This window comes from Agrobacterium sp. CGMCC 11546 (genome assembly GCF_013365515.1).
Taxonomy (GTDB): Bacteria; Pseudomonadota; Alphaproteobacteria; order Rhizobiales; family Rhizobiaceae; genus Agrobacterium; species Agrobacterium fabrum.
Genome location: NZ_CP047387.1, coordinates 2,673,922 through 2,692,439 on the forward strand (window position 1 = coordinate 2,673,922; position 18,518 = coordinate 2,692,439).

The 18,518-nt window shown below is 61.6% G+C and carries 17 protein-coding genes and 1 riboswitch; of the genes, 5 read left to right on the forward strand and 12 right to left on the reverse strand.

From position 1 onward, the window contains the following. Positions 1-49 precede the first annotated feature (49 nt). On the forward strand, positions 50-1,180 hold the full coding sequence (locus GSF67_RS13160) for a cobalt-precorrin-5B (C(1))-methyltransferase (protein ID WP_035214735.1): 1,131 nt from the start codon (positions 50-52) through the stop codon (positions 1,178-1,180). Here the strand turns inward: GSF67_RS13160 and cobM are convergent. The 3 genes from cobM to GSF67_RS13175 are packed head-to-tail and all read right to left on the reverse strand — an operon-like array spanning position 1,135 to position 3,577. Continuing rightward, on the reverse strand, positions 1,135-1,908 hold the full coding sequence (gene cobM, locus GSF67_RS13165) for a precorrin-4 C(11)-methyltransferase (RefSeq protein WP_006311004.1): 774 nt from the start codon (positions 1,906-1,908) through the stop codon (positions 1,135-1,137). The two genes, GSF67_RS13160 and cobM, sit on opposite strands and share 46 nt — an antisense overlap. Continuing rightward, on the reverse strand, positions 1,905-2,324 hold the full coding sequence (locus GSF67_RS13170; RefSeq protein WP_006311005.1) for a cobalamin biosynthesis protein: 420 nt from the start codon (positions 2,322-2,324) through the stop codon (positions 1,905-1,907). The genes cobM and GSF67_RS13170 overlap by 4 nt, the downstream gene beginning before the upstream one ends. Next, the gene (locus tag GSF67_RS13175) at positions 2,318-3,577 is read right to left on the reverse strand and encodes a bifunctional cobalt-precorrin-7 (C(5))-methyltransferase/cobalt-precorrin-6B (C(15))-methyltransferase (RefSeq protein ID WP_006311007.1); all 1,260 of its coding nucleotides are present in this window, start codon (positions 3,575-3,577) and stop codon (positions 2,318-2,320) included. Before GSF67_RS13175 ends, GSF67_RS13170 begins: the two co-directional genes overlap by 7 nt. Between GSF67_RS13175 and GSF67_RS13180 the strand changes: the two genes are divergently transcribed. Continuing rightward, on the forward strand, positions 3,576-4,358 hold the full coding sequence (locus GSF67_RS13180; protein WP_006311006.1) for a cobalt-precorrin-6A reductase: 783 nt from the start codon (positions 3,576-3,578) through the stop codon (positions 4,356-4,358). The genes GSF67_RS13175 and GSF67_RS13180 overlap by 2 nt on opposite strands. Here the strand turns inward: GSF67_RS13180 and GSF67_RS13185 are convergent. The 7 genes from GSF67_RS13185 to GSF67_RS13215 form a co-directional block, all read right to left on the reverse strand. Continuing rightward, positions 4,325-5,086: a precorrin-3B C(17)-methyltransferase gene (locus tag GSF67_RS13185; RefSeq protein WP_006311008.1), complete on the reverse strand. Its 762-nt coding sequence runs from the start codon at positions 5,084-5,086 to the stop codon at positions 4,325-4,327. The two genes, GSF67_RS13180 and GSF67_RS13185, sit on opposite strands and share 34 nt — an antisense overlap. Next, positions 5,083-5,850: a precorrin-2 C(20)-methyltransferase gene (locus GSF67_RS13190; protein WP_006311009.1), complete on the reverse strand. Its 768-nt coding sequence runs from the start codon at positions 5,848-5,850 to the stop codon at positions 5,083-5,085. Before GSF67_RS13190 ends, GSF67_RS13185 begins: the two co-directional genes overlap by 4 nt. Next, the gene (locus tag GSF67_RS13195) at positions 5,847-6,479 is read right to left on the reverse strand and encodes a precorrin-8X methylmutase (RefSeq protein WP_006311011.1); all 633 of its coding nucleotides are present in this window, start codon (positions 6,477-6,479) and stop codon (positions 5,847-5,849) included. The genes GSF67_RS13190 and GSF67_RS13195 overlap by 4 nt, the downstream gene beginning before the upstream one ends. Further along, the gene (gene cobG, locus GSF67_RS13200; protein WP_035214736.1) at positions 6,476-7,831 is read right to left on the reverse strand and encodes a precorrin-3B synthase; all 1,356 of its coding nucleotides are present in this window, start codon (positions 7,829-7,831) and stop codon (positions 6,476-6,478) included. The genes GSF67_RS13195 and cobG overlap by 4 nt, the downstream gene beginning before the upstream one ends. Further along, complete coding sequence (cobN, locus tag GSF67_RS13205) at positions 7,831-11,178, reverse strand: cobaltochelatase subunit CobN (protein WP_006311013.1); 3,348 nt, start codon at positions 11,176-11,178, stop codon at positions 7,831-7,833. Before cobN ends, cobG begins: the two co-directional genes overlap by 1 nt. A 64-nt stretch (positions 11,179-11,242) precedes the next feature. Beyond that, positions 11,243-12,280, reverse strand: a complete 1,038-nt coding sequence (gene cobW / locus GSF67_RS13210) for a cobalamin biosynthesis protein CobW (protein ID WP_006311014.1) — start codon at positions 12,278-12,280, stop codon at positions 11,243-11,245. Continuing rightward, complete coding sequence (locus GSF67_RS13215) at positions 12,277-12,702, reverse strand: DUF1636 family protein (RefSeq protein ID WP_035214737.1); 426 nt, start codon at positions 12,700-12,702, stop codon at positions 12,277-12,279. Before GSF67_RS13215 ends, cobW begins: the two co-directional genes overlap by 4 nt. Positions 12,703-12,820: 118 nt before the next feature. Then, positions 12,821-13,038, reverse strand: a riboswitch (cobalamin riboswitch). Between the two features lie 134 nt (positions 13,039-13,172). Between GSF67_RS13215 and cobO the strand changes: the two genes are divergently transcribed. Both cobO and GSF67_RS13225 read left to right on the forward strand, forming a co-directional pair. Further along, the gene (gene cobO, locus GSF67_RS13220) at positions 13,173-13,790 is read left to right on the forward strand and encodes a cob(I)yrinic acid a,c-diamide adenosyltransferase (RefSeq protein ID WP_006311016.1); all 618 of its coding nucleotides are present in this window, start codon (positions 13,173-13,175) and stop codon (positions 13,788-13,790) included. 1 nt (position 13,791) lies between these two features. Beyond that, positions 13,792-15,249, forward strand: coding sequence for a cobyric acid synthase (locus tag GSF67_RS13225; RefSeq protein ID WP_121651332.1), 1,458 nt, complete (start codon positions 13,792-13,794; stop codon positions 15,247-15,249). Here the strand turns inward: GSF67_RS13225 and cbiB are convergent. Then, entirely contained in the window at positions 15,236-16,201 is a 966-nt protein-coding gene (gene cbiB / locus GSF67_RS13230; protein ID WP_006311019.1) for an adenosylcobinamide-phosphate synthase CbiB, read from the reverse strand. The two genes, GSF67_RS13225 and cbiB, sit on opposite strands and share 14 nt — an antisense overlap. Here cbiB and cobD point away from each other — a divergent pair. Further along, positions 16,200-17,246 carry a threonine-phosphate decarboxylase CobD gene (gene cobD / locus GSF67_RS13235; RefSeq protein ID WP_006311018.1) on the forward strand — a complete coding sequence of 349 codons (1,047 nt, stop codon included), beginning with the start codon at positions 16,200-16,202 and terminating at the stop codon, positions 17,244-17,246. The genes cbiB and cobD overlap by 2 nt on opposite strands. On the opposite strand, the gene GSF67_RS13240 is transcribed toward cobD, so the two are convergent. After that, on the reverse strand, positions 17,228-18,505 hold the full coding sequence (locus GSF67_RS13240; protein ID WP_006311020.1) for an L-fuconate dehydratase: 1,278 nt from the start codon (positions 18,503-18,505) through the stop codon (positions 17,228-17,230). The genes cobD and GSF67_RS13240 overlap by 19 nt on opposite strands. Between the last annotated feature and the right edge of the window lie 13 nt (positions 18,506-18,518).

Genomic DNA, 18,518 nt, shown 5'->3' on the forward strand with positions numbered 1-18,518 from the left:
CTGCTTTTTAACGATGACGGAAAAAGCCGTCCCGGCTATAGGAATGCATATGGAAACGGATGGAAAGACCCTTCGCCGCGGCTGGACCACGGGCACCTGCGCGGCAGCCGCCACGAAGGCGGCTTGCGCCGCCCTTCTGACCGGCGAGTTTCCTTACCCTGTAGACGTGGAACTTCCAAGCGGCGCGAGGCCGGCATTTTCCCTCGCCACCGAGGAAAAAGGTGAGAACTTCGCGCGCGCCGGCGTTGTCAAGGATGCCGGCGACGATCCTGACGTCACCCATGGCGCGCTGATCGAAAGCACGGTCAGACGGGGCGAACCGGGAAGCGGCATCACTTTCAGGGCCGGCAAGGGCGTCGGCATCATCACGAGGCCGGGCCTGCCCCTGCCACCGGGAGAACCCGCGATAAACCCCGTTCCGCGCAGGATGATCGAGACCGCCATTCGCGAAGTGGCCGGCGAGAATGCCGATTTCGAGGTCGAGATTTCCGTCCGCGACGGCGAGAAACTGGCAGAAAAAACCCTGAATGGCAGGCTTGGAATCCTCGGCGGCATTTCTATTCTCGGCACCACCGGCGTTGTCATTCCCTTTTCCTGCTCGGCCTGGATTCACTCCATCTGGCGCGGCATCGACGTGGCGCGGGCGACCGGCTGCACCCATGTTCTGGGCGCCACCGGCAATACATCCGAAAAGGCCGGCCAAGCCGTTTACGACCTGCCGGAAACCGCGCTGATCGACATGGGCGATTTCATCGGCGGCATGCTGAAATATCTGCGCAGCCACCCGGTCGAGCGGGTAACGATCGCCGGTGGCGTTGCCAAGATGACCAAGCTCGCCCAGGGCATGCTCGACGTACACTCCAAAAAGGGCCTTGCCGACCTTGAAGCATTGGCGGCATTGGCCACCGAGGCGGGAGGGGATGACAATCTCGCCGTTGCCATCCGTCAGGCCAACATGGTCGCGCACGCCTTTCAGCTTGCCGAAAGCGTAGGAATAGACCTCGGCGCGGTCGTGGCGGAAAAAGCCTGGGTGACCGCCGCCGCGGCACTGAAAACGCCGGCGATCGCGCTCGATATTCTGGTGTTTGACCGTCAGGGTGCACTCAAGGGGCGCACCACCTCCACGCCGTCGCATCAGCCCGCAGCATCCTCCTTCGCGGACCGGAACCGGCGTACATAATCGGTGCTATAAAGCGCACTTTCGCGGAAATCCGTTGAGGCCAGACCACGCCCGACGAAGATCAGCGCCGTACGTTCCACCGGCTCGGCCACAAGCTTGCCCTCGATATCAAAAAGCGTGCCACGAATGATCCGTTCATCCGGCCAGGAGGCACGCACGACAATGGCGACCGGGCAATCGGAGCCATAAAGCGGTGTCAGTTCCTCCACCACCTTGCCGATGGCATGGATGGCGAGATGAATGGCGAGTGTCGCGCCTGTCGCGCCGAAACCCTTCAATGTCTCACCCTCAGGCATTTTTGAAGCGCGGCCGGAAATACGGGTCAGCACCAGGCTCTGCGCCACTTCCGGCACCGTCAGCTCCCGCTGCAGGGTGGCAGCAGCGGCAGCGAAGGAGGGCACACCGGGGGTGACGGTATAATCGAGACCCAGGCGCTCCAGGCGGCGGATCTGCTCGCCCATGGCGCTCCAGACCGAAAGATCGCCGGAATGCAACCGCGCGACATCCTTGCCAGCCTTGGCGGCCGCCACGAACTCCGCCTCGATCTCGTCAAGCGAAAGTGCTGCCGTATCGACAATGCGTGCACCCGGTGGGCAATAATCGATCAAGGCCTTCGGAACCAGCGAACCGGCGTAAAGGCAGACCGGGCAGGCCGCGATAAGATCGCGCCCGCGCACCGTGATGAGATCGGCAGCGCCCGGACCAGCGCCAATGAAATGAACCGTCATTCTTGTTCTCCGTATTCAATGGCGCTGCAGCTACCATGCGGCGCGTGGTGCGTCATTGCGATAGCCACAGTGACGTCACCGACCACGAGGCGTGGCGCGACCAGCCTTGCGCCTGCACCAGCAGCAGCAAGTGCTGCCGCTTCGCTGACGCTTGGCGAACCTGAGTGATCGAGGCTGGCCTGTGAAAATGTCATTGTCTCGGCGGCAACCGCTTCAAGCCGTTCCTGCGCCACGATTTCAAGCGACAGAGACAGACCCTTCGCCGCCTCCGCAAGGCCGGCCTCGTCGGCCTTTAGCGGCGCAGTCGCCAGATAGTCAACCGTCACGCCAAAAGCACGCTCCGCCGCCCGCACAGCCGCAATGATCGCGTCCGAGGCGGCACCTTTGCGGCAGCCTATGCCAGCCACGGTCACCATGGCTTGACCCAGCTCCATTGTGTCACCGGCATAGCCGGACGCCAGCCGGACATGGAACCGACAGCAGCAGCCCGCGAAACTTCCAGCCGGATCATCGACCCGCCGAATTTCGCATGGGCAGCAAGCAATACCGCTTCCATTTCCAGCGTCACCGCATTGGCCACCAGCCGCCCGCCCGGTTTCAGAGCATCCATGGCGGCCTCCAGCACACCCGTCTCACTGCCGCCGCCGCCAATAAAGATCGCATCCGGTGAAGACAAGCCTTCAAAAGCCGCCGGAGCCGTGCCGATCATGACCTCAAGCCCCGGAACACCAAAAGCGTCAGCATTGCGGGCAATCCGCTCAGCCCTTTCCGGATGCTGCTCGATGGCGATGGCGCGCAGCGAAGGATGCGACAACATCCATTCGATGCCGATCGAGCCGGAGCCCGCACCAATATCCCACAGCAGTTCTCCCCGACGGGGGGCGAGTGACGAAAGCGTCACCGCGCGGATTTCGCGCTTGGTGATCTGCCCGTCATGTTCAAACAGGCCGTCATCAAGCCCGTGAGCAAAAGGCAGGAGGCGCGCACCCTCATCCGCCACGACCTCGATCGCGACGACATTGAGCGGATCAATATCTTCAAAGCCAAAATCAGCAGCCCGGATTTGCCGTCGCTTTTCCCGGTCTCCGCCCAATGCTTCAAGCAGGATGAATTCCGAACGGCCGAAGCCGGCATCGGACAGCAGCCGGGCAATCAAGGCTGGGTCGCGCTCATCAGACGTCAGCGCGATGATCCGCGCGCCATGATGCAGATGTGGCCGCAACAGATCGATTGAGCGCCCATGCAGCGAAACGCATTCGGCCGATTGCAGGGCCCAGCCAAGCCGCGAGGCGGCCAGCGAAAAGGCGGAAGGCGAGGGATAACAAGCCGTTTCCTCCGCCGGAATCCGCCGCAGAAGCGTGACCCCCGCACCATAGAAGAACGGATCGCCCGATGCCAGCACACACACCAGGCGGCCGCGCAATGCGAGAACATCGTTCATGTCCACATCAAACGGCACCGGCCAGGCCCGCGCTTCGCCGCGAATGGCCCCAGCCGCCAGTTCCAGATGGCGTTTGCCGCCGAAAACCACCTCGGCTGCCTCTATCGCCTGACGCGCATTTTCACCCAGCCCCTGAAGCCCGTCCTCGCCTATACCGACAATGGACAGCCACGGCTTTTCGTTCTTTTCAGTGGAAGCCTTTGCCGTTCCGGAATATTCAGATGTCATGACACGCTCCATACTCATCCTTGGCGGCACGGCGGATGCCCGCATTCTGGCCGGCCGGCTGGCGGAAGACTCCGGCTACCGAATTCTGCTGTCCATGGCCGGGCGCACGCTCTCGCCGGTGGAACAGCCCGTGCCGATGCGCAGCGGCGGGTTTGGTGGCGCGGCAGGACTGGCGGATTTCATTCGCGCAGAGGGTTTCGATATTCTCGTGGACGCCACTCATCCCTATGCGGCCAGAATTTCCGCCAATGCCGTCGAGGCGGCAAGGCTTGCCAATATACCACTGGTCGTGCTCTCGCGTCCCGTCTGGCCGCGTCAGCCGGGTGACACATGGCAGAGCGTCCACACCGTCGGACAGGCCGTCACCGCGCTGGGCACTACGGGCAAACGTGTGTTTCTGGCGCTTGGCCGTCAGGAGCTTCTTCCTTTCGAAGCAGCACCTCAGCACAGTTATCTCATCCGCAGCGTCGACCCGGTGGAACCGCCGCTGAGGGCCCCGGATGCGCGCTATATCACCGCGCGTGGTCCTTTCGTAACGGAAGATGAAATCCGCATGCTGGAGGAAAACCGCATCGAGGTGGTGATATCGAAAAACTCGGGCGGCAGCGCCAGTTACGGCAAGATCGAAGCAGCGAGACGGCTCGGCCTGCCGGTCATCATGATCGAACGGCCGCAACAATTGAACGATACGCCCGCGAATAATGTGACCGTGCCGGATATCGCCACTGCGCTCACCGCCATACGCCATCAGCTTTCCCTTTTCGAAAACCGTGGCGAATAAACGATCGGTTCCTTGCCGGAACGCGCGATCAGGCGGGTTTCCACCGAGCCGACGATGATGCAGGTGGCCATGTCGGCCATGTCGCTCGACGCCTCCGACAGGGGCACCACCCGAATACGTTCATCAACCCGGCCTGCGGCGCGGCCGAATATCACCGGTACCGAGCCGGGCAAATGTTTGCGCAACAGGTCGAAGGCGGTAGAAAGCTGGTGCGGCCGCGCCTTGCTAACAGGATTGTAGAAAGCCATCACGAATCCGGCTTCGGCCGCTGCAATCAGCCGTTTTTCGATAATGCCCCAGGGCTTGAGGTTATCTGAAAGCGAAATGGCGCAGAAATCATGGCCGAGTGGCGCACCGGCCTTTGCAGCGACGGCGAGCATGGCGGTCACACCAGGCACGACGGAAAAGTCGATGTCACGCCATTCGAGAGGGCCGTTTTCAATCGCCTCGCAAATCGCCGCCGCCATGGCGAAAACACCGGGATCACCGCCTGACACCACGCAGACGTTGCCGCCTTCGGCCGCAAGCGTGAGCGCCTGTTCGGCGCGGGAGATTTCCTCACGATTGTCGGAAGCATGACGCCGCTGGTGAGGCCCAAGCGAAAGGCGGTCGAGATAGGGGATGTAACCGAAAAAATCTTCCGATGACTCGACAGCGGCCAGCGCCTCAGGCGTCACCTGATTTCCGTTGCCGGGACCAAGGCCGATAACAACGAGTTTGCCGGTCATGACCCTTCGCTCCCTGCTGGCCTGGTTTTCCAGCCTGGTACCAGAACCAGCGAAAAATAGGGCGCGGGCGAGGCATCACGCTCGATGAGCCGCACCGCGTGGCTGTTCGCCATGGTGCCGCGCTCGACATACAGCGCCTCTTCGAGCTTGCCGGCCACTTCCAGCGCGCGGCGGATTTTCGGCAGATTGCGGCCGACCTTCATGATCACGGCGCCATCCGTGCCGGAAAGTCGCTCCGCGAGCACCTCTTCTGCCAGCGTGCCGGGAAGCACGCTCAGAATATCGTCGCCCTGCACGAGCGGCAGGCCGGCCATGGACCAGCAACCGGACATGGCGGTGATGCCGGCGACGACTTCCGCCTCATAGGACGGCGCAAGCCGCAGATGGAGATGCATATAGGAGCCGTAAAACAGCGGATCGCCTTCAGAGAGCACGGCCACATTGCGCCCGGCATCGAGATGCACGGCAATATCCTTCGCGGACTGATCAAAGAATCCAGCAATCGCGCCGCGATAATCTTCGCCGTTCTTGTCGCTTTCGACAGTGACGGGATAGACCAGCGGCATTTCAAGCGTGCCGGGTCGAATAAAGGCTTCGACAATGCCACGGCCATTGCCGGCGCTGCCCTTCTTGCAGAAAAAGGCGAGAACATCGGCATTTTCGATGGCGCGCACGGCTTTCAGCGTCAGCAGCTCAGGATCACCCGGACCAGTGCCGACGCCGACAAGCTTACCCTTGGCATGTTCAAAAAGCGCAGCACTCACAGGCCCGCCCTCGCAACCGCGTTGATGGCGGCGGCCGTCATGGCCGAGCCGCCCAAACGTCCCTTGACGATAGCATAGGGAATGCCAAGCGCACTTGCCTCCAGCGCATCTTTCGATTCCGCCGCACCGACAAAACCAACCGGCATACCGATGATGGCAGCCGGACGCGGGCCGCCTTTTTCCAGCATTTCCAGAAGATAAAACAAAGCCGTTGGCGCGTTGCCTATAGCGACCAAGGCACCGTCGAGATAATCCGCCCAGAGATCGAGCGCAGCAGCCGAGCGGGTGTTGCCGATGTTTTTTGCAAGCTCCGGCGTGCGTGGATCGCGAAGCGTGCAGATGACAGCATTATCAGCCGGAAGTCTTGCATGCGTCACGCCATGGGCAACCATTTGCGCATCACACAGAACGGGTTTGCCGGCAAGCAAGGCGCCGCGCGCGGCCGAAACGAAATCCGGCGAGAAGCGGAAATGGCCTGCCGCCTCCACCTGCCCGCAGGCGTGGATCATGCGAATGGCGATATCCGCCTGCTCTGCGGTAAAGGCGGATAAATCCGCTTCTTCGCGAATAATGGCGAAAGAGCGCTCATAGATCGCGTTGCCATCGCGAATATAATCATAGTCGGTCATTGGTTATCCTGTCGAAGCGCCGCACCGATTTCCTCCCGGCCCAGGCGGGCAAAAAAGATGGCGGCGTTTTCACCGGGCTTATGTTCTTTTTCGTAAAGACGGGCAAGCCGCGAAAGCGCGGTCTTCTGTTGCTCGAAGGGCAAAATCCCTTCTGGCGGGTCACCGGCGCGGCCGGAAATCGAGAATGCCAGGCCATCCGAAGTACCCGCGAGAGTGAAGAGCGAAGGGGCGGGATGTGCACAGCCCTTGCCGCAGCCGGAAACATGCAGCGTGAAGGAACCGTCCAGCAACGCGGTACATTCTTCGGCAGCAAAACCCGCCAGGTCGTGCGTGGGAAGGAAAGCCGAAGCACAGCCCGGCGCGCCGGGACAGACGGCGATGGAGGACCGCGCATCGCCGGCCATCGTGACGAAGCCGGAGGCCACCGCTGCCTCACGCAAAGCCTCACAGGCCGACAACGATCCAAAAAATAGCAGGCTATGGTTTAACGATAGACGCAGAGCCTCGATACCGAACGTGTCAGCCCGCTCGCAGAGATGCGCCAAGTCGGCACCTCGAACCTGTCCAAAAGCAGGCGCGACACCAACGGCGAAGCGGCTCTCTCCCGTCATCATCAAACCCAAGGGCAACGAAGGGGTCCGGGCTTCGCCCCCGCTTCCCCAACCCAGCAGACGCTCACCGCAAATCGCCGTCACCGTTTGCTGATCCAGATCGCGGCCGCGGGCAAACGGTCCCTTTTGGGCCAGAAAACCAAGAAGTGACAGAACCACAGCGGCCGCCGCAACCGGCTCAACCAGCCCCGCCTTCAACGCTTTGCTTTCCGGCCCGCCAACAAGCAGTTGCCAGAAGGTCCGACCTTCCAGCCGGATTGCTTTCAAACGAATATCGGCCAGCAAATCGCCCATTGCGAGGCGTCCGCCGCCATCGATGACAACAGAGGTTTTAGCCGCGAGTTTGTCATGCAGCGCCAGGGCGCCAGCGCCGTTTCTGATCTCCTCGGCGAGAAAACGGCCATCTGCTATTTCCGCATCATCCCGACCGGCAAGCGGCGAAGTCTCGACCGCAAGCCCTTCGCGTAGTGGCAGATCAAGCGCCAGAACATCTTTTTCGAGGGCACAGGCGCTTTCCGGCGTCAGGCCACGAAATTGCAGGCTTCCGCGCGCCGTAATGTCGATCAACCCGTTGCCGTAGCGCTCGGCGAGACCGCAAAGCGTCACCATCGCACGGGGCGAGATATCCGCCTCGAAAGCAACCCGCGACAAAAAACCGTCGCCGGTTTGCATGGGGGCGGACAAGGCCGGGCACCAACCACGGCGGCCAAATGGCTGAATGGGATCGGCAGCGGCCGCCATCATGCACCTATCCTTTCGGATCGAGGCAGGATCAGCATTTCCAGCTCCGCATCCACCGCATTGCGGCGGCTGTGCCACAGGCCGCGGCGGCGGGCGGATAAAAAGCGCGCGGCCATCACCTCGGCCGCCTTCGGATTTTCCCGCAGGATGAAATCGCGGACTTCCTCATTGCCGAAATAGGCATCGTAAAGCGCCTCGATCAGCAAGGAGGATACCGTATGGGTGGTTTCGGCAAAGCCGACCAGCCGGTCCACCGTTTCCGCAAATTCCGCCGCCCCGCGTGGGCCGTGCCGCATCTGTCCGGCAATGAAACGCGGATTGACGGCGCGGGCGCGCACCACCCGCGTCAGCGCCTGTGTCATAGATCTCGCACGCGGGCGTGCCGGATCGGTCGTATCCAGTGCGACGATATCCGCGATACCGCCAAGTGCTGCCTTCGCGGCGGAAAAACCGCCGATAAAGGCGACATCCGAAGAGCCGTCGAGAAGATCGCGACCGGGATCGTCGCCGGTATGAACCAGAAGATCGGCCCGGCGCACCAGTTCCGTAAAGCCGGTATCCTCGAAGATCTCGAGGCCATCGGCGCCGCCAAATGCATGGTTCGCCGCATCGAGATAGGCCTGCCCCAGCTCCTCGCGTTCATCCCACGCACCACTGGCAAGCTTTTCCTCGATACCGGCACCATAGGTTCCGGGTGCGGAACCGAAGATGCGCGCAGGGATATGCCCAAGCGCTGCCGCCTCTTCCGCCAGCGGATTGTCGCCCGGCGCTTCGTCCCGCCGCGCAACTGCCTTGGCAGCGGCATCGAGAAGCGCGATGAGCGCCGGAAACATATCGCGGAACAGGCCGGAAATTCGAAAAGTCACATCGACCCGCGGGCGGCCGAGGCTCGCGGGTGGCAGAACCTCAATGCCGGTGACCCGGCCCGTGGCAGGATCATGGATCGGCCTTGCCCCCATCAGATGCAGCGCCTGCGCCACATCCTCGCCGCCGTTGCGAAGGCTGGCGCTGCCCCAGAGATCGAACACCAGATGTTTCGGCCAATCACCATGGGACTGCAGATGATGGCGAAGCACTTCTTCGCCCGCCATGCGGCCGAGCTCGAAAGCTGTCGGCGTCGGCATGGTGCGGGGATCGGCGGCATAAAGGTTGCGGCCGGTGGGCAGCACATCGAGACGCCCTCGCGCCGGCGCGCCGGAAGGACCGGAGGCGATGTGCCGGCCATCGAGCGCCGCAAGCACCGCGGCTTTCTCAGCCTTCGCGCTCTGAAGCCGGAGAGGATCCGCCTCCCCTTCGGGGGAACGGCCGAAAACATGCTGGCCGTCCTTGATGGCAAAATCCTTGAGGTCGCAGAGAAAGGCATCGATGCGTGAAAGGGCCTTATCGGCATCATCCTTCGCGCCAACGCCCGCCTCGGCCGCCAGCCCGGTTTCCAGCGCCTTTTCAACGATCAGCTTCGCCAGCCGGTCACGGCGGCGGCGATCAAGGCCATCCGCCTGCGCATATTCATCGACCAGCTGTTCCAGCGCCAACTGTTGCGGCGAAAGCCCGGCATTGACAAGCACCGGTGGAACATGGCCGATGGTGACGGCAGCAATCCGCCGTTTTGCCACCGCCGCTTCACCGGGGTTGGAGACGATGAACGGATAGACCACCGGCAGCGGGCCGGTGACGATTTCCGGGAAACAATCGCGGGAAAGCGCAACCGTCTTGCCCGGCAACCATTCCAGCGTGCCATGCGCGCCCACATGCACGATGGCATGCGCCGCCACAACACTTTGCATCCATGCGCCGAAGGCAACGAGCGCGTGGCGTGGCGGCATGGCAGGGTCGTGATAATCCACCCGACGATCCTCGTTCCGCCCCCGATCCGGCGCGAGCGCTACGAAGACCTGGCCGAAGCGGGCAACGCGAAAACGGAAGGTGCCGTCGGCGAAAGCGTCGTCCTGTTCCGCAGCTCCCCACGTCGCATTCACCGAGCTGGAGGCGGTCTCAGTCAAACCCGCAAAAAAATCCCGATAGGTGGAAAGATCGACGGTCGCTTCCTGGCTCTCGATACGATCGAGCAGCGCCCGCGCTGTTTCAGGAATCTCCTCCACCGCATAACCGGCATCGGCGAGATCGCGCAGCATTTCCAGCACGCTTTGCGGCACATCGAGACCAACGGCATAACCGGTGCGCCCCGGCGCGGCACCGGGATAATCCGGCATCAGAATGACGATGCGGCGATCCCGCGGTGGCGCAGATTTCATTCGCAGAAAGGCCGCGATGCGGTTCGCCACCTGCTCGATACGATCCGCCTCCGGCACATTCACAAGACTGACACCGCCATCCGTCCGCGCTTGTTTGAACGAAATCGCCCCGGTGAGAATCCGCCCGTCCAATTCAGGCAAGACGACATGCATGGCAAGATCGGACGGATTGAGGCCGCGCGCGTTTTCCACCCAGCCGACGCGCCGGGTGGTCGCCATCACCGCCTGGAAAACCGGAACGCCGAGACGGTCGAACAACGTCTCGCCCCTATCATCCGTATGGCTGGCAAAGGCCGTAGCGGCGATGATGGCGGCGGGCTGGAGAGCGGGCAGCACCGTTTCAAGAAAACGGATCGCTTCCCCGTCCTTCAACCCGCTGACGAAAATCGGCAGGGGTGCAAACCCGCGCGCAGAGAGCGCCTGAAACAGCGCATCGACGGGTGCAGCATCTTCCGCCAGAAGCATGGAGCGGTAAAAGAGAATGGGCAGAACAGACGCACCGGCAGGAAACCCGGCACAAGCCTCGTCCTGCCCCGCGACACCCAGATCCGGCCGATAGAAGCCGGCTTTCGGCAGGGGTTCGGCCTTTATATCCGGCCATTCTCCTCGATCCGCCAGAACAGCCAAGCCAGCGGCCAGACGGCCCATATTCTCTCTTCCACCTTCGCGAAAGAAGGAGAGAACGGAAGCCAGCATGGGCTTATCGACGGTAGAGGCCGCTTCGAGCTTTTCATCCCTTTCGCTGCACTCCCCGGGCAAAAGCAGAAGCTTGATGCCCCGCCTGCGCGCCAGAATAGCCAGCTGATCGACCCCATAGCGCCAGCGCTCCGCGCCACCGAGAATCCGGATAAGAATAACGCGGGCATGTTCCGCCGTTTTTTCGATCCAGAGATCGACCGACATCGGATGTCGAAGTTCGGACAGGTTCGCGGCGGAGAGGGACGGGAGATCTCCCGCCTGCCGCCAAGCCCGCTCAAGCCCGGCAAGATCGCTTGCCGAAAAAGACAGCGCCACCACATCCGAGCGAGGCTGGTTGAGATCAACCGGCTCGATCAAGTCGTCCAGAGACGAGGATGTGGTGGCGAGAATATGCATCTAAAGCATTTCCAGTAAAAGTGCGCAGCGGTTTTGCGTCCGGACAATGCGCAAATGGCTTATGTCAGGCGGCCAGCATCTGTTCGATCTTTTCGCGGTTAATGCCCTTTTCGCCGATGACGACGAGACGGCTGCGGCGCTCTTCACCCGCCGCCCAGGGGCGGTCGTAGTAGTGGTTGACGCGGCTGCCGACAGCCTGCACCTGCAGACGCATGGGCTTAGTGGCGACTTCGATGAAGCCCTTGATGCGCAGCACATTCTCGGCAGCGGCCGTCTGCGCGATACGGGCTGCGAGCGCCTCCGGATCGGTAACGGCCGGCAGGTCGACGACGAAGCTGTCGAAATCATCATGTTCGTGGTCGAGTTCACCATCATGATGGGTGCGGCGGTTTTCAATATCCTCTTCCACCGCAAGGCCGAGACCGATCAGCACGGCCGGATCGATGGCACCATTCGAAGCGACAACGATCTTCGCCGCCTTTGGCAGATGTTCGAGGATATGGGCCTTGGCCTTCTCGAGGCCGGCATCGTCGAGAAGATCGGCCTTGGTGAGCACGATAAGATCGGCGCAGGCGACCTGATCTTCGAAGACCTCTTCGACCGGATCGTCATGGTCGAGCGCTTCGTCGTTGGCACGCTGGGCAGCAAGCGCTTCCATGTCGTGGGCGACCTGACCTTCGGCCAGAGCCGCACCATCCACCACGGCGACCACGGCATCGACAGTCACGCGGCTTTTGATGGCCGGCCACTGGAAGGCCTGCACCAGGGGCTTCGGCAGGGCAAGGCCGGAGGTCTCAATGAGAATATGCTCCACCTTCGGCTGGCGGCTAAGGATTTGTTCGATGGCGGGCTGGAAATCATCCGCCACCGTGCAGCAGATGCAGCCATTGGCCAGCTCGACGATGTTTTCCTCCGGGCAGCTTTCAATGCCGCAGCCTTTCAGAATTTCGCCATCAATGCCGATATCGCCGAATTCATTGACGATGATGGCGAGCCGCTTGCCGTCAAGCTTTTCGAGAAGGCCGCGCAGCAGCGTGGTTTTTCCGGCGCCCAGAAAGCCGGTGACGATGGTGCAGGGAACGCGGTCCAGAAGGGTGCTCATGATCTCTCCTCGGTAAAATCGAATGGGGGAATGCGCGCCAGCATGCCGCGCTTTAGGGGTTCGGGGCGGCCACGCCAGGGCATCAGGCCATCGGGGGCGGCGGAAAGCAGCCGAGCGCCGGTCAGCAGGTCTTCCGCATCACCGGGCGTCAGCCCGCCAAACACATAAGACCAGCCATCGGCGCTGCGCAGAACGGCGCTGAGACCACGCTTGCAATTGGCAAGGCAATTAACAGAGCGAACGGCAATGCCGCTCTCCTGCGCCTTTTCAATGACGGCATCGGCAAGACGCGAACCGGGGCGCGGTTCGGCATTGGGATCGACATCATCGCGACAACTGCGGCATACGAAGACGGTAACGTCCGGCGCGGTTTCGTCCTGCGGGTTCCCGTTTGAACCTGAAGATGTCGCTGAAATATCCAAACCGTCCCGTTCCCGCGCCACGTTAAAATTCATCGGGGTGCGGCTATCGAAAACGGTGTGCGACAGGCGCAAACCCGCTGTTCGATCTGACCGACTGACCGGAGCACCCCGCCCGGCAGACGCTTTTTCCTGAAACGGCAGGTCTCCTGGCTTGCGGCTATCAACACCCTGTCACCGCCTTCCCGAACCGATCATAAAGGTTCAGTGGCTTTACGGTGCGGGCTTACCGCTTACAGTTGCGGGGGCAGCCACGGAATGGCCCTTTCTCAGGGCGGAACCGTGTTCCCTCTTAGCTTTTCCCGTTGCCGGGAAAAGACCGTCAGTCGCTTACCCTTAGGCTGAACGGGTGTGAGGGTCAATGCCGCGTGCCCGTGACCGGCGCATTGCCGGGTGCGGCAAATTGAGTATAGTCGCCGCTCCGAATGGCCGGGGCACAAGGTCTCGCGCCGCAGGATGAGAAGGAACGAGCGATGACCCGCGACATCGGCGACAGCGAAGCCGAACGCCACCGGCAGAAAATGGTCAACCGCAAGACGGTGCAGGACGCCGAAGTTGCGGAAAAGACCATCGAAAAAGGGCTGCTGATGATCAATACCGGCCCCGGCAAAGGCAAGTCCACGGCCGCTTTCGGCCTCGCCTTGCGCATGCTCGGCACCGGGCGGCGAGTTGGCGTCGTGCAATTCATCAAGGGTGCATGGTCGACGGGAGAGCAGCAGGCCTTGACACTCTTCGGCGACAAGGTCGTCTGGCGCACCATGGGGGAGGGCTTCACTTGGGACACGCAGGACCTCAAACGCGATGTCGCGGCCGCGGCAAAGGCCTGGGAAGAGGCCAAGGCCCTGATGGCCGATCAAACAATCGGTCTTCTGCTCCTCGACGAGCTGAACATCGCTTTGCGCTATGATTACCTGCCGCTGGAAGAAGTTGTCGAAACGCTCTCCAGTCGCAGGCCCGATCTGCATGTCATCGTGACCGGTCGTAACGCGAAGCAATCCCTGATCGACGCCGCCGATATGGTGACGGAAATGACGCTGGTGAAACATCACTTCAAGGCGGGCGTGAAGGCCCAAGCCGGGATAGAATTCTGACATGGCAGCACGAGTGCTGATGTTTCAGGGAACCGGCTCCGATGTCGGCAAATCGCTGATGGTGGCCGGCCTTGCCCGTGCATTCACCCGGCGCGGCCTCGCCGTCATGCCGTTCAAGCCGCAGAACATGTCGAACAATGCCGCAGTTACCGCGGATGGTGGCGAGATCGGCCGTGCGCAGGCGCTACAGGCGCGGGCAGCGGGCGTGCCGCTTTCCGTACACATGAACCCGGTGCTCCTGAAGCCGCAGAGCGAAACCGGCGCACAGGTGGTAGTGCAGGGCAAGATCGTCGGCAACGCCAAGGCGGCCGATTATCAGCACATGAAGGCCGGGCTGATGCCGCGCGTGCTTGATAGTTTCGAGCACTTGAAACAACTGGCCGATCTGGTGCTGGTGGAAGGGGCAGGCAGCGCCTCGGAAATAAACCTCCGCGCCAATGACATCGCCAATATGGGTTTTGCCCGAGCGGCCGATGCGCCAGTGATCCTGATCGGCGATATCGACCGCGGTGGTGTCATCGCCAGCCTCGTCGGCACCAGAGAGGTGCTCGACGACGATGACGCGGCGATGATCGAAGGTTTCATCGTCAACCGATTTCGCGGCGATCCGGCGCTGTTTTCCGATGGCATGCGGATGATTGCGGAAAAGACCGGTTGGTCCTCCATAGGGCTGCTGCCGCATTTTTCCGATGCGGCGAAACTGCCGGCGGAGGATGCTCTGGGGCTTTCCGGCCCAGCCCAACGGAAGCCCGGCGCAAAAATCCGCATCGCCGTGCCGATCCTGCCGCATATTTCCAATTTCGACGATCTCGATCCCCTCGACATGGAGCCGGATGTGGAACTGATCCGGGTCCGCCCAGGTGAGACGATCCCCGCCGATTGCCGTTTGGTTTTGCTGTGCGGCTCGAAATCGACCATTGCCGATCTCGCCGTGCTGAAAGATGCGGGCCTGGACATTGACATAAAGGCGCATGTGAGACGCGGCGGCTACGTTCTCGGCCTTTGCGGCGGTTATCAGATGCTTGGAAAAACCGTTGCCGATCCTGACGGCATCGAGGGACCGCCGGCGACTGTCGAGGGGCTCGGCCTGCTGGACGTCGACACGGTTTTGACGAGCGACAAACGGCTCGTTTCCGTTCGTGGCACGAGTTTCGACGGCGTTGGTTTATCCGGCTACGAAATGCATGTCGGTGAAACCACGGGAATAGCGGGTAGTCTGGTGTTTTCGACGATCGACGGGCACAACGATGGTACCATCTCACCCGATGGCCGCGTCTTCGGCACCTATATTCACGGTCTTTTTGCGGATGACCGCCAGCGCAGCGCATGGCTGGAGCGACTCGGCGGGCAAGGCACGGACCTGAACTATGATGCGCAGGTTGATGCGATTCTCGACCGTCTGGCTGCGCATATGGAGCAACACCTCGATCTCGACAGGCTGCTTGCTATAGCGCGATAAGGATCGCCAGAAGTCCGAACAGGCTGATCAGCAACAGGTCGGCGATCCGCGTCAGCCGCAGTGCCTTGCGAATATCACCGGCAACCAGTGCGGACCTCCCGCCTTCGCCCATGAAACGCGCCTCGATCATCTGTCCGCCATAAGAACGCGGCCCGGCAAGGGCAAAACCGAGAGCACCGGCAAGCGCCGCCTCCGGCCAGCCGGCGTTGGGAGAGCGATGGTGGCGCGCATCGCGACGGATCGCGGCAATGGCCGCTTTTGGCGACGCGCCTTCGACAAAAAAAGCGGCGACCACAAACAGGCTGCCGCTCAGCCTTGAGGCCGGTAGATTAACGAGATCATCCAGCCGGGCCGAGGCCCAGCCGAAGGCCTCATGGCGGGGCGAACGATGACCGATCATGCTGTCTGCCGTATTGATCGCCTTGTAAGCCGCACCACCAGGCAGGCCCAGAAATCCGAGCCAGAAGGCAGGAGCGACGATGCCATCGGAAAAATTCTCGGCGAGACTTTCGATCGCCGCCCGGCAGATCGCTGCCTCATCTAGCTTTTGCGGATCGCGCCCGACGATCATCGACACCGCCTTGCGGCCGCCTTCCACCCCCTCGCGCTCCAGAGCCGTGGCGACAGCCTCCACATGCTGTTCCAGACTTTTCTGCGCCGGAAGCGACGCGCCGAATATCGCCACAGCCAAGAGTCCGAAGGGCAGAACGAGCAGAACCGATTGCGCAAACCATGCAAGGATCACCGTCAGCCCGACAAAAACAACCAGCGCCGCAACACCTGCGGCTTTGCGCTGAGAAAATGACGCGCGCTCCCGGTTCCATTTTTTGTCAATGAGCGCGATAAGCGAACCGATCCAGGTGACGGGGTGGCCGATGCGTTTGAACAGCCAGTCTGGATAGCCGGTCAGTCGTTCGATTACGAGAGACAGGAAAGCGAGAGCAAAGAACATGGGCGAGACAGTACCAGAAAAAGCTCAAGGAGAGATCCCTCACGGCGGCAATCTCGGCAAGGCACGCCTGATGTTTGGGCAAGTACCTGAACCGTGGATCGACCTTTCGACCGGGATCAACCCGCACTCCTATCCACATTCGCCCATTCCCGCCAGCGCATTCGCCCGCCTGCCGGAACCCGGCGCCACCGAGGAGCTGAAACAGCTGGCGGCGGCCCATTTCGGCGCGCCTTCCGCGCAGCATGTGACGCTCTCTCCCGGCACCCAGATGTTGATGCCTCTGCTGGCGCAAATCGCCATCAATCGTGGAGCCCAAAACGGTGCCGTGCTTTCACCTGCCTATGCGGAACATGCCCGCACCGCCCGCATGGCGGGGCTTACCGTCACCGAAGTGGAAAACATCGGCGATCTCTCGGCTTCCGGCTATGCGGTGGTGGTCAATCCCAACAATCCCGATGGCCGCATTACAGACCGCGAAGCTTTACTCGCGCTAGCGGGAGAGATGGGCCGCAAAGGCGGTCTGCTCGTCGTGGACGAAGCCTTCATCGAAACGGGCAGCGCCGAAAGCCTTGCGGATGCAACCAATGGCGAAGCGCTGGCGATCCTGCGATCCTTCGGTAAATTTTACGGCATGGCCGGCGTGCGTTTGGGTTTCGCAATTGCGCATCCCGAGATCGCTGCCGAACTGGAAGCAAGGCTTGGCCCCTGGGCCGTTTCCGGTCCGGCACTGCATATCGCGACCGAAGCTTTGACGGACAGGGAGTGGCAATCATCCATGCGTCTGCGGCTTGCGGAGGAAGCAAGGCGCATGAACGAGCTGTTGGAAAAGGCGGGACTGAAAATCGCCGGCGGCACGTCCCTCTTCACGCTGGTGCGGGACGAGCGCGCCGGGGTACTGTTCGAGCATCTCGGCCGTCAGGGCATTCTGGTGCGTATCTTTGACGAAAGGCCTGATGACATGCGTTTCGGCCTTCCCGGCAGCGAAGCGGAGTGGCAGCGTCTCGAAGAGGCGCTGCGATCTTTCGATCACTCCTCGAAAGTGTAGGGCTCGATCGACTCCGGCTTCATTTCAATGGAGAAGCCCGGCAGCTTCGGCGGCATATAAGCCGCGTTGCGGATATCGCAGGGCTCGATGAAGTGCTCATGCAGATGGTCGACATATTCGATCACGCGGCCTTCCTTGGTGCCTGACACCACGAGATAGTCGATCATCGACAGGTGCTGCACATATTCGCAAAGGCCGACGCCACCCGCATGCGGCCAGACCGGCAGATTGTATTTGGCAGCAATCAGCAGAACCGCCAGTACCTCGTTCAGGCCGCCCATGCGGCAGCTGTCGATCTGCACGACATCAATCGCGCCTTCGGCGATGAACTGCTTGAACATGATGCGGTTCTGGCACATTTCCCCGGTTGCCACCTTCACCGAGCCGATGGCGGCGCGAATCTTGCGATGGCCGGCGATATCATCCGGGCTGGTCGGCTCTTCGATGAAGAAGGGCTTGGAAAAGGCGAGCTTATTCACCCACTCGATCGCCTGATCCACTTCCCATACCTGGTTGGCGTCGATCATCAGGTAACGATCAGGGCCAATCACTTCACGGGCAATGGTGAGACGACGGATGTCGTCCTCCAGATCGCGGCCGACCTTCATCTTCACATGGTTGAAACCGGCATCGATTGCCTCCTGGCAGAGACGGCGAAGCTTGGCGTCGTCGTAACCCAGCCAGCCGGCCGACGTCGTATAGCAGGCATAACCCTCGTTCTTCAGTGTCTCGATGCGTTCCTTCTTGCCCGCTTCGGCCCTTCTGAGGATCGCCAGCGCATCATCGCGGGTCAGCACGTCGGTGAGGTACCGATAATCAACGATATCGGCGATCTCTTCCGGGCTCATATCGGCAACAAGCTGCCAGACCGGCTTGCCGGCCTTCTTGGCCAGCAAATCCCACACCGCGTTGACCACTGCGCCGGTAGCGAGATGCATCGCGCCCTTATCCGGGCCGATCCAGCGCAGCTGGCTATCGCTGGTGAGATGCCGCCAATATTTGCCGGGGTTTTCAGTGACAGTAGCAAGATCGGTGCCGACGACCAGATGGCGCATCGCTTCGATGGCCATGCAGCAAATGTCATTGCCACGGCCAATGGTGAAGGTCAGGCCATGGCCCTTCAGGCCCGGCTCGTCCGTATCCAGAATGACGTAAGCCGCCGAATAATCCGGGTCGGGGTTCATCGCATCCGAACCGTCGAGGCTTTGAGAGGTCGGGAAACGCAGGTCGAAAACACGCAGATCTGTAATTTTGGTCATGGCCGGTTACTCG